The sequence below is a fragment of the Marinimicrobium sp. UBA4209 genome (assembly GCF_002381585.1).
In the GTDB taxonomy this organism is placed as follows: Bacteria; Pseudomonadota; Gammaproteobacteria; order Pseudomonadales; family Cellvibrionaceae; genus Marinimicrobium; species Marinimicrobium koreense.
The window spans coordinates 23,540-33,804 of the sequence record NZ_DFTP01000092.1; the positions used below are offsets into that span (position 1 = coordinate 23,540).

Consider the following 10,265-nt stretch of genomic DNA (forward strand, 5'->3'; position numbering starts at 1 on the left):
GCAGGCGGGGTGGTTGGTGTTACAGGCGACGCCTCTCATGCTGATCCTGTTTCTGGTCATTCCCCGCACCGGTGCGCTCTGGTCGGTTCCGCAGGACCGCCGGGCCGCGACCACGGGCATCAGTGACAGCATGTCTCCGGGGGATATCGGTGAGCTGGCACAATCCAATGCGCTGGCCTTTCGGGTCACTTTTGATGGCGAGGCGCCGTCGCCCAGAGATCGTTACTGGCGTGGCCTGGTGTTTTCCTATTTCGATGGACGGCAATGGCAACCTACCGAACGTCAGCGGGCGACGCACTTTATGAGCTGGCGCGAGGATGATGTCCGGCAATGGATGAACCAGGTCGATCCCCTGGGTGAACCGGTGGCCTATGAGGTCATGCTGGAACCGACCCGCCAACCCTGGCTGTATGCGCTGGCGGCACCGGTCAGCTGGAGTGACGACATCGGATTGGGGCAGGAGATGCGGCTACAACGGGATGATCCGGTCATGCAGCGCACCGCTTACCGGGTTCAGTCGCACACCCGGTATGGGTTCCAGCGCTCCGGGCTGAGTGAGTGGGAGCGACGCCAGGAGTTGCAGTTGCCCCGGGACTCCAACCCGGAAACCCGAGCGACGGCCCGGCAGTGGGCGCGGGACGCCAGATCGCCCAGCGAGCTGATAGAGCGACTGATGGGGCTTTACCGGGAGCGGTTTCGTTACACCCTGCGTCCACAGACACTGGGACAGCACAGCGTCGATGAATTTTTGTGGCAGACGCAAGAGGGCTTCTGTGAGCACTTCGCCAGCAGCTTTGTATTTTTCCTGCGCGCGGCGGGCATTCCCGCCCGGGTGGTGGTGGGGTATCTCGGCGCCACCCACAATCCTCTGGAGGATTATTGGACCGTCCGCCAACGGGATGCTCACGCCTGGGCGGAGGTGTGGCTGGAGGGAGAAGGCTGGGTGCGTTTTGACCCGACCGGCGCTGTGGCACCGGAGCGAATCGAGCAAGGTCTGGACGTCTCGCTGAGCGCCACGGACGGCGACATGCTGCAGAGACCCTTTGGTGCCGATTTACCCTTTGTGATGCAGCTGCAACTGCGCTGGGATGCGCTCAATTACGAATGGCACCGCTGGGTGCTCGGTTACGATCAAGGGCGCCAGGACGCGTTTCTGGAAGACTGGCTCGGCGGCGCCGATCTGTGGCGGATCGCCCTGGCGGTGGTGCTGACCGGTGCCTCGCTGGTGTCGGTGCTGCTGCTCTGGATGTTCTGGCGACAACGCCCGCACTACCGCTATCCGGCCGATCGCCAACTTGCGCGCCTGGAGCGCAAACTGAGACGCATGGGGTGTCCGCGCCGACGGGGAGAACCCTTGACCGCGCTGGCTCGCCGGTTGGGGCGCCAACAGGCCGAACTGGAGCCGGCCCTGATCCGCATTGCGGATCTTTACGAGCGTGTGAGCTACGGCGACAACCGCGCCGCACTGACCGATCTGGCCCGCGCGGTGACGGCGTTCAGAGGCGCGCGAACGACCCCTGAAACCCCTCCTGCCTGATCCTGGTGCGCCTGCTTCGACGGACGCACGGTGATCAGGCAATTCTCCCGCACTGTGTTCTTCTGTGGTGCACAAAAGTGTCCGCCGTGCACGGTGTTGGTGCCAATCATCAATGATCTCTTCCGGTAATTTTTCTAAGTCATTGATATAAAGAGAAAAAATGTTGAGGCACGATTCCTGCTTCCCAAAGCGCTCTGCACTCTCGTGCAACGCCGTCTTCGGAGGTTCCAGTTGCTGGAATTTCCTGGTCGGTGTTGCCCGTACTTTCAGTGGGTTGCCCTCTCTTGTCTGCACCGATCGGGGGCATTGCAGTGACTCAATAATAGTCGGCGACCTTGGGCCGACGCACAAAATGAGGATGAGCGTATGAACAAGCGACCTGTCGCTTTCGGGTTGATCAGCCTGGCACTGTTGCCCGGTACCGCGCTGGCACAAGCGGAACTCAATGGCGCCAACACCGCCTGGATCCTGACGGCAACGGCTCTGGTTCTGTTTATGACCTTGCCGGGCCTGTCTCTGTTTTATGGCGGCCTGGTCCGGTCGAAAAATATTTTGTCGATTCTGATGCAGTGTTTCGCGATTGCCTGTATCGCCTCACTGATCTGGCTGGTGGCCGGGTACAGCCTGAGCTTTGGCGAAGGCAATGCCTGGATCGGGGATACAAGCCGGATTCTGTTTTCGGGCATGGAATCGGACTCCCTGTCTGGCGATATTCCCGAGAGCCTGTTCAGCCTGTTTCAGATGACCTTTGCCGTCATTACGCCGGCTCTTATCGTTGGGGCCTTCGCCGAGCGGATGAAGTTTTCTTCAGTCCTGATTTTTTCAACGCTGTGGCTGTTCGGGGTGTACTTTCCGATCTGTCACTGGGTCTGGGGTGGCGGCTGGTTGGGCGCCATGGGGGTACTGGATTTCGCCGGGGGCATTGTTGTGCACATCACCGCCGGGGTGGCGGCGCTGGTGGCAGCGCTGGTGCTCGGCCCGCGCGACGGCTTCCCGAAAACGGCGATGCCTCCACACAATATGACCATGACGGTGACCGGTGCGGGCATGCTCTGGGTCGGCTGGTTCGGCTTTAACGGCGGCAGCGCGCTGGCGGCCAACGGTGACGCCAGCATGGCGATGCTGGTAACCCACATTTCCGCCGCTGCCGGCTCATTGGCCTGGATGACGATGGAGTGGGTGAAGTTCGGTCGCCCGAGTGTGCTGGGTATCGTGACCGGCATGGTGGCCGGTCTGGGAACCATCACACCGGCGTCGGGCTTCGTGGGCCCCGGCGGTGCTCTGATTATCGGTGTTTCGGCGGGCATTGTCTGTTTCTACGCGACCCAGGCGATGAAGCGGGTGTTCAAGATCGATGATTCGCTGGATGTGTTTCCGGTACACGGTGTCGGCGGTATGCTGGGTACGCTGTTGGCCGGGGTCTTTGCTTCGACTCAACTGGGTGTGTTCAGTGGTCAGGGTTTTGCCGACGGTATCGAGACGATGGGCCAGCAGTTCGGAGTTCAGGTGGTTGGCGTTGTCGTGGCAACGGTGTACACCGGGGTGGTGACCTTCATTCTGTTGAAAGTGACCGGTGTTCTGACCTCTGGATTGCGTGTGACTCGCGAAGAAGAATTGATTGGCCTGGATATTACCCATCATGAGGAAGAGGGGTACAAGCTGTAAATTGTTTCGCTTGCCGGGTTGGGTTACTTCGCATAGTTGGCCTATGGATGGGCACTTTGTTTGGAGCCCTGTAGGCTGTGCTGCGGGAGGGTAGTCCCCTCTGAGACACGCCGTGAACCCGTCCCTGGGGGCTCATCACCCGCCGGTCCTCTTCGCGCTCCCTGCGCTTCGGGACACTTCCCACATCCATGTGGGGCGTCCAAGGCGGGTGACGGTCTCAGAGGGGACTACCCTCCCTCCGCTATGCCAGCGTGACGTTTCGGGAACTAGCCCCTTTCGTATGGCACCTTGGGCAGCGGCGGATGCGCTGCGCTTATCCGCCCTACGCTAAGCTGCTGTGGTGTCCGTAGGGCGGATAAAGCCGAAGGCTGCATCCGCCGTAACACACACTAAAAAGTGCGAGCAAGGAGAACCTCAGATAGCGTCCTGAAAGGCGATCAGGGCGGCCGTGACCGCTACGTTGAGTGACTCGACGCCGTTGTTCATTGGGATGGAAAGCTGGTGATTGCAGTGCTTGGCCGTCTCCGTCGAAACCCCCTCCGTTTCATTTCCCAACACATACACACTACCGCCGGATGGGTTGAAATCACCCAGCGTCTGACGAGCGTGTGAGGATAATGCGCAGATGGTGGCGCCGGCTTCTCTGAGTTTGGCCAACGCCTCGGGCAGAGTAGGGCAGTGAATGATCGGAGCCCGGAACACCGTGCCCGCGCTTGCCTTGATCACCAGAGCATCGATTTGTGCGCCGCCTTTCTGTGGTAACAGAATGCCGTCCACATTGCCCGCGCACGCCGAACGGATGATCATCCCCAGGTTTTGCGGATTGGTGATTCGGTCCAGGGCCAACAATCGAAAATCTGCGCGGGGTGGTTGACTCAAGAACTGTTCGAGCGACTGGTAAGCTTTGCATTGTAGATCCGCCGCCACTCCCTGATCCTGCTTGCTGTTTTTGGAGATGCGAGATAGCGCCTTGCGGTCATGGTGCTGAATGTCCGCACCCTGGGACTTGGCGATGCCCAGGATTTCATCGAGAATCCCGGCGGGTTTGTTGCTCTCCGCCAGGTGCAGGCGAAACAGCTTGACCGCCGGATCGCGCAGCGCCTCGAGCACCGGCTTGCGTCCGTACACCGTCAGCAGTGAATCGAAAAACTGTTTCTTGGCTCGATAGCTGGCCGAGTCCTGCTGGGGTCTGTCTGGCTTGGGCATAGTGACCATCGTTGGGAAGTGTGGCCGGGAATTATAACGTGTCGACCGCGCTATTGTCTGCGCGGTCTGAGGTGCATGGAGAAGTCAGGCGGTGACGAGCCGGGTGTGCGGCTCGCCATGGGGGCGCTGGGGGGCGGTGTGTCCGAGGCTCAATCAGGTACGCAGGTAGCAGTCCTCGTCATTGTCGATCAATGCCTGGAGCACGTGTCGGCGGGTGATGATGCCTACCAGTTTGCCGTCACTGACCACCGGGTAGTTCTTGGGTTTTTCGCGCATCATGGTCTGGGCGAGCTCGACGATGCTGGTGTTGGGGGTCACGGTAAGCACTGTTTCACTCATCAGTTTTCTGACGCTGGCGGGCTCTTCGCAAAAGAACGCATCGTTGAGCATCTCCTTGATGCAATCCTGTTCCGAGACAAAACCCACGACCGCTTCACGCTCATCAATCACGGGGACGCCGGTCAATCCGCTTTTCAGTAGCCGCTCGACCACCTCTGCCGTGTTGGCGGTTACGGAAATGGCATGGGCGGCCGGCTGCATATAGTCTTTTACCAAAATCGAATGCATGGCTGACTCCTTTGTTTACGGCGGGTAAAACCGTCTGACTTACACCTTAAGGATAGCCGATAAACGGGCACTTGCCCGATGGATCCTCGCCTTCTGCCTTACTGATGGTGGCAGAGTCGAAGGTAAGCGTGCACGGCGGTGGCCATACCCATGGTCAGTGCGTCGACGGTCAGGGCGTGTCCGATAGACACTTCATCAATACCCGGGATGTGCAGAAACTGCTCCAGGTTGTCCAGGTTAAGGTCGTGCCCGGCATTGACCCCCAGCCCGATATCACGGGCGTGCTCCGTGGCATAGCGGTACTGGTCCAGCAGCTTGTGCATTTCCGAGTTGTGCGCCTTGTGGGCGGCCGCGTAGGGACCCGTGTATAGCTCAATCCGGTCGGCGCCGACCGCCCGTGCCAGATCAATCTGTGCCGGGTCCGGGTCCATGAACAGGCTGACCCGACAACCGAGCTCGCGCAGCTCTTCGATGATGGGGCGCAGCGCATCGCCACTGCGGGTCAGGTCAAAGCCATGATCCGAGGTCAATTGCTCATTGCTGTCCGGGACCAGAGTGCACTGGTGCGGCAGGGTCTGGCGGACCAACGTCATAAAGCCGGGATAGTCGCCCAGGGCGCCAGCGTTCGGGTTGCCTTCGATATTGAACTCGATGCCCGGGTGCTGTTGCACCAGATCGCTCAGCGCGAACACATCGCCGGGGCGGATATGGCGCTGATCCGGGCGGGGGTGAACCGTCAGCCCGTGGGCACCGGCGTCCAGGCAGATCTGCCCGAAGGTGGTCACATCCGGGTAGTTGCCTTCCCGGGAGTTGCGGATCAGTGCAACCTTGTTCAGGTTGACGCTCAGTTTGGTGGCATTCATTGCGATGACTCCTTCCCGTCCGCCGTGGTATCGGCCGGAGCCGACAGCCGGCGGGCCTCCAGAATCCGGATGGGGACATTGGGTGCATCCGGGAACTGTTTGTAGTTACCTTTGGGGGCCTGGACGATGGTGATGATTGTATCGTAGCCGTCCACGACCTGCCCGAACACGGTGTAACCGGGACGTTCCTCGGTCGCGTCAAGGCCCGGGTTGTGGTTCAGATTGATGTAGAACTGAGACGTGGCACTGTCCGGATCACTGTGCCGGGCCATGGCCAGGGTCATGGGTTTGTTGCTCAACCCGTTATCCGATTCGTTGGCAATCGGATCGCGCGGCGGCTTGCGGGTGAAATCGTAGGTCAGTCCTCCGCCCTGGGCCACAAAGCCGGGAATGACCCGGTGGAAAATCGTACCGTCGTAGTAGCCGTCATCGACATACTGCAGAAAGTTCGACACGGTAATTGGTGCCTTGTCGGGGAACAGTTCCAGAACGATGGTGCCCTCATCCGTGGTCAGCTCGACCCGGGGGCTATCGTTCTCTGCCTGAACGGCGACAGACAGAGTGAGCAAACCAAGCAGGGCCAGAAACTTCATTATCGGAGTTGCTCCTTTAGCGCCATTCAGATTGGCGACGACGTTTTCCGATCGCCTGCAGAATAAGGGACAGGATGACGCCGGCCACCAGAATACCACCACCAAACAGCCAGTCCTGGTAACGACGGTCCCGTTTCAAGCGTTCATTGTCGGCCTGAACGACGTCGTAGCGGGTCTGCAGTACCTGATAGTTTTCGCTCAACTCCTGGTGCTGCTCGTGTAAGCCTACTGCGTCTGAAGACAGTGTGCGCAGCCGCTCATGCTCCTGCTGAAGTGCTTCGTATCGGGAGCGCACATCGGACAGCTCGGTCTGTAACTGTTCCACCTGTTGCTGCGCTTCGGTCAGTTGATCGCGCAGCGCCTGGCTTTCTTGCGCGGCACGTTGCGCGCGCTGTTGAGCGCTGCTCAATTTAAGTTCGGCGGTGGGTTCCGCCAGCAGGAATTGGCTGCGGATCCAGCCTTCCTCGCCGTCTTCCAGACGGACCAGGCTCCAGTTTTCACCGTCGCTGCTCTGCTCCTCGCGGACCAGCTCCAGGCGCGTGCCACTGGGCAACCCGCTGTGCACGATCCGGTACTGGTTGCCCATACCGCTGCGCAGCGGCACGTACAACACGTCGGAGATGTAGCGATCCTGAGCCTGGGCCGAGACGCTCAGTAAGGGCGAGGCCAGGGCGATGAGGCAGAGACTGATCAGAAGTTTGTTCACGCTGATACCCGTAGTCTTTTTAAGTTGGTTAAACGTCGGGATTGTACGCCAAAGACGGTACAAACCAAGTGGCACAGGCCACAAATTTCAACCTCAGTGACCGATGGCGCATCACTCTCATGGTCAGGGGAGTACCCGCTTGAACGGCTTGACGGTCACCCGGGCATAAACCCCGGCGGAGACATAGGGATCAGCATCCGCCCAGGTGCGCGCCTCCTCCAGCGAAGTAAACTCGGCGACCACCAGGCTGCCGGTAAAACCGGCCAGGCCGGGATCTTCACTGTCCGTGGCCGGGTGGGGGCCGGCCAGTAGCAGGCGGCCGGCGTCCTTGAGTGCGTTCAATCGGGCCAAGTGATCGGTGCGAGCCCCTTTGCGCTTCTCCAGGCTGTTGGGAACGTCTTCGCTGATTATGGCATAAAACATGGTGGCTCCTTGTCAAACAGTTGAATTCCGGGGGTTAAGCCGGTGGGATCAGTTGTCGCTTCCGTCATTGATGACTTCGTCCAGCGCCAGGTGGGTCAATTGCCGAATCCGACGGAACAGATAGAACAGGGCAAACATCATTACCAACATGGCGGGCACTGCAATGACCGGAAAACTGAGCGCGGTCATTTTGCCCAGTTCCTCGTTAAAGGCCACGGTGCCGGGATCGCTCACCAGAATGAGTTTGGCCAGCACGTAATTCAGGAATGACGAGAGAAAAAACGAGCCGGCAATAAGATAGGAGGCGTTGCGCAGGGTCTGCTCGAAGGCGCTCTCATTGTTGTACTCGCGCAGGGCAGTGGCGACTTTGTTTACCTTGAGTACTTTGTCGTTATAAAGAAAGGTTTTGACCAGCGGGTAACGGGTTTTCAGAGAGAACAGCGTGGCCAGGCCAATCAGGCCGGGGATGGCGGCTTCCTTGATGGCGATGTATTTGGGATCGAGCTCCAGCAGACTGATGCCGCCGGTGAGCAGAATGCTGACAAAGCCCAAGGCGGAGAATACGTTGAGCTTGCGTCTGACGATAAAATCCCGCGCACCGTAGATCAGCGGAAAGGCCAGGGCGACCACGATGCCCATTTTAATGCCCAGGTGATCCTCGCCACTGAATTTGGTCAGGATGACGGTGGGAATCACAATGTTCAGCAGCAGGTTGGCCAGCAGGCTTTCCCGCTTGGGGTTAGGGCCGAGTTTGGCGGTTTTTTCGGTGACGCTGTCGCTGTCGGTCATTCGGGCCTCGATGTTGAAAGTCAGGGGTTGCAAGGTTCGTTGGCTCCCGGGCGCTCAGACGTGCCATAATGCCGCTTTTACGGCGGGAGCCCTGTTTTTGTACGATTTACACAGCCACAGTCACTGCTCAGACGGTATTTTAAGCCCTGAGGCGCTGATGTCGAGGGCCAGGGACCAGGGCGTGTCCGCGTTGGCGCTGACTGACCATGATACCGTGGAGGGAGTAAGCCGGGCCCGGGCTGCGGCTGCCGATATCGGTCTGACACTGATTCCCGGTATTGAGTTCTCCAGCCAGTGGGGTAAAGGCGGGGTCCATATTGTCGGGTTGGGCATCGATATCGAGTCGCCAGCGCTGCAGGCGGCCATTCGGGCTCAGCAGGGGGCTCGTGCGAGTCGGGCTGAGGCCATCGCCGAGCGGCTTGAGCAGCTCGGGATTCCCGGTGCCCTGGCCGGTGCGCGACGCGAATCCGGTGGTGGCCAGCTCGGACGCCCCCACTTTGCACAGTTTCTGGTGGCTCAGGGGAAAGTAAAGGACGTGGGCGCCGCCTTCAAGAAATATCTCGGCGCTGGTAAACCGGCCGATGTGAAATTCCAGTGGCCGGGCATGGAGCAGGTGATCGGCTGGATCCATCAGGCCGGCGGGCTCGCGGTGCTCGCGCACCCGAAGAAGTATCCGCTGACCCGAACCAAAATGTGCGCCCTGATCTCGGATTTTGCCGACCTCGGCGGCGACGCGCTGGAGGTGGTCAGCGGCCAGCAACCCTCCGGGGTCGCCGATGATCTCGCGCGCATTGCCGAGCGGGAAGGGCTCGCGGCCTCCTGTGGCAGTGACTTTCATCGCCCGGACGCTCCCTGGCAGGAGCTGGGGAATTTCGGCCCACTGCCCGAGCGCTGCCGACCGGTGTGGGAGCTTCCCGGATTCGCGCCGTGAGCGACCCGCACGAGGTCAGATACACCCATGACAACAAGAGCACGATTATGGCCCAGTATTTTCAGATTCATCCGGATAACCCCCAGGATCGCCTGATCCGCCAGGCGGTCGATATCATTCGCAGCGGGGGCATCATTGCTTACCCGACCGATTCGGCCTATGCCCTGGGGTGTCATATCGGTGACAAAAACGCGCTGGATCGCATCCGCCAGATGCGTCGCCTGGATAAGCACCACAACTTTACCCTGATGTGTCGGGATCTTTCCGAGCTGGCGACCTTCGCCAAGGTGGATAATCAGGCCTTCCGGCTGCTGAAAAACCACACCCCCGGCCCCTTTACCTTCATTTTGCCCGGCACCTCGGAAGTGCCTCGCCGACTGATGCACCCCAAAAGAAAAACCATCGGCCTGCGGGTGCCCGACAACCGGATTGCACTCGCGTTGATGGAGGCACTGGGTGAACCCCTGATGACCAGCAGTCTGCTGCTGCCCGGCGATGACCTGCCCATGAGCGATCCCGAAGATATTCGCGATCGGCTTGAACATCAGTTGGAGCTGGTCATCGACGGGGGCAATTGCGGCCTCGAGCCGACCACGGTCATTGACCTGACCGGGGCCGTGCCCGAGGTAACCCGCCAGGGTAAGGGCGATGCCTCCGCGTTCATTCCGGATTAGACCCTGTCAGCAGGACCCGCGCGATGCCCCGTGAGCGCCGAGTAGGCCCCGGCGGGTTAAATCGTTATAATGCCCGGCCAGTGGCGTCAAGCCGCATGCCCGTCAACCCGTTAGCCATCCCGAGTAGCCTCGGGGCGAGAGAGTGAATGAGTTCATCCGCAGACAATACGGCCGAAGCAGCCGAGCGCGACGACCCGGCAGAGCAACAGCCGGCGGCTGAGTTGACGCATCGCCCCAGCCAGGAGGAGATGCCCTTCGCGATCGTTCAGGGCAAGGCCTACACCGAGCTGCCCTGAACGATCGCGAAGGGC

12 protein-coding genes are annotated in these 10,265 nt (G+C 60.2%); 5 read left to right on the plus strand and 7 right to left on the minus strand.

All coding sequences use genetic code 11. The features are described 5' to 3' along the window. Together B3187_RS13185 and B3187_RS13190 are read left to right on the plus strand one after the other, a co-directional pair. Positions 1 to 1,537: transglutaminase TgpA family protein (locus B3187_RS13185; RefSeq protein WP_286806945.1), on the plus strand; the 1,537-nt coding region annotated here is incomplete at its 5' end. A 366-nt stretch (positions 1,538 to 1,903) separates the two neighbouring features. Continuing rightward, positions 1,904 to 3,202, plus strand: coding sequence for an ammonium transporter (locus B3187_RS13190; RefSeq protein ID WP_286806946.1), 1,299 nt, complete (start codon positions 1,904 to 1,906; stop codon positions 3,200 to 3,202). Between the two features lie 414 nt (positions 3,203 to 3,616). On the opposite strand, the gene B3187_RS13195 is transcribed toward B3187_RS13190, so the two are convergent. From B3187_RS13195 to B3187_RS13225, 7 genes are all read right to left on the minus strand, one after another. Beyond that, complete coding sequence (locus tag B3187_RS13195) at positions 3,617 to 4,408, minus strand: TrmH family RNA methyltransferase (protein ID WP_123637523.1); 792 nt, start codon at positions 4,406 to 4,408, stop codon at positions 3,617 to 3,619. Between the two features lie 153 nt (positions 4,409 to 4,561). Next, complete coding sequence (locus B3187_RS13200; RefSeq protein WP_024460370.1) at positions 4,562 to 4,975, minus strand: CBS domain-containing protein; 414 nt, start codon at positions 4,973 to 4,975, stop codon at positions 4,562 to 4,564. 98 nt (positions 4,976 to 5,073) lie between these two features. After that, the gene (locus B3187_RS13205) at positions 5,074 to 5,838 is read right to left on the minus strand and encodes a pyridoxine 5'-phosphate synthase (RefSeq protein WP_123637522.1); all 765 of its coding nucleotides are present in this window, start codon (positions 5,836 to 5,838) and stop codon (positions 5,074 to 5,076) included. Further along, positions 5,835 to 6,431 (minus strand): peptidylprolyl isomerase, encoded by a 597-nt coding sequence (locus B3187_RS13210; protein WP_123637521.1) that lies wholly within the window; start codon positions 6,429 to 6,431, stop codon positions 5,835 to 5,837. Before B3187_RS13210 ends, B3187_RS13205 begins: the two co-directional genes overlap by 4 nt. A 16-nt stretch (positions 6,432 to 6,447) precedes the next feature. Then, positions 6,448 to 7,137: a TIGR04211 family SH3 domain-containing protein gene (locus tag B3187_RS13215; protein WP_123637520.1), complete on the minus strand. Its 690-nt coding sequence runs from the start codon at positions 7,135 to 7,137 to the stop codon at positions 6,448 to 6,450. Positions 7,138 to 7,260: 123 nt separating this feature from the next. Further along, positions 7,261 to 7,560: a YciI family protein gene (locus B3187_RS13220; RefSeq protein WP_286806947.1), complete on the minus strand. Its 300-nt coding sequence runs from the start codon at positions 7,558 to 7,560 to the stop codon at positions 7,261 to 7,263. Positions 7,561 to 7,608: 48 nt separating this feature from the next. Further along, positions 7,609 to 8,349: a VC0807 family protein gene (locus B3187_RS13225; RefSeq protein ID WP_286806950.1), complete on the minus strand. Its 741-nt coding sequence runs from the start codon at positions 8,347 to 8,349 to the stop codon at positions 7,609 to 7,611. A gap of 97 nt (positions 8,350 to 8,446) precedes the next feature. Between B3187_RS13225 and B3187_RS13230 the strand changes: the two genes are divergently transcribed. The 3 genes from B3187_RS13230 (at position 8,447) to B3187_RS13240 (ending at position 10,250) form a co-directional block, all read left to right on the plus strand. Beyond that, positions 8,447 to 9,280, plus strand: coding sequence for a PHP domain-containing protein (locus tag B3187_RS13230; RefSeq protein ID WP_246004337.1), 834 nt, complete (start codon positions 8,447 to 8,449; stop codon positions 9,278 to 9,280). Between the two features lie 47 nt (positions 9,281 to 9,327). Further along, positions 9,328 to 9,954, plus strand: a complete 627-nt coding sequence (locus B3187_RS13235; protein WP_024460363.1) for an L-threonylcarbamoyladenylate synthase — start codon at positions 9,328 to 9,330, stop codon at positions 9,952 to 9,954. A gap of 146 nt (positions 9,955 to 10,100) precedes the next feature. Beyond that, a complete protein-coding gene (locus B3187_RS13240; RefSeq protein ID WP_286806948.1) occupies positions 10,101 to 10,250 on the plus strand; it encodes a hypothetical protein in 150 nt (49 codons plus the stop codon). Positions 10,251 to 10,265 lie beyond the last annotated feature (15 nt).

Bases quoted from the DNA above. Each gene is read 5' to 3' on its own strand.
- B3187_RS13225 (WP_286806950.1), bottom strand. From the start codon at position 8,349: ATGACCGACAGCGACAGCGTCACCGAAAAAACCGCCAAACTCGGCCCT.
- B3187_RS13200 (WP_024460370.1), bottom strand. From the start codon at position 4,975: ATGCATTCGATTTTGGTAAAAGACTATATGCAGCCGGCCGCCCATGCC.
- B3187_RS13240 (WP_286806948.1), top strand. From the start codon at position 10,101: ATGAGTTCATCCGCAGACAATACGGCCGAAGCAGCCGAGCGCGACGAC.
- B3187_RS13205 (WP_123637522.1), bottom strand. From the start codon at position 5,838: ATGAATGCCACCAAACTGAGCGTCAACCTGAACAAGGTTGCACTGATC.
- B3187_RS13195 (WP_123637523.1), bottom strand. From the start codon at position 4,408: ATGCCCAAGCCAGACAGACCCCAGCAGGACTCGGCCAGCTATCGAGCC.
- B3187_RS13210 (WP_123637521.1), bottom strand. From the start codon at position 6,431: ATGAAGTTTCTGGCCCTGCTTGGTTTGCTCACTCTGTCTGTCGCCGTT.
- B3187_RS13190 (WP_286806946.1), top strand. From the start codon at position 1,904: ATGAACAAGCGACCTGTCGCTTTCGGGTTGATCAGCCTGGCACTGTTG.
- B3187_RS13235 (WP_024460363.1), top strand. From the start codon at position 9,328: ATGGCCCAGTATTTTCAGATTCATCCGGATAACCCCCAGGATCGCCTG.
- B3187_RS13220 (WP_286806947.1), bottom strand. From the start codon at position 7,560: ATGTTTTATGCCATAATCAGCGAAGACGTTCCCAACAGCCTGGAGAAG.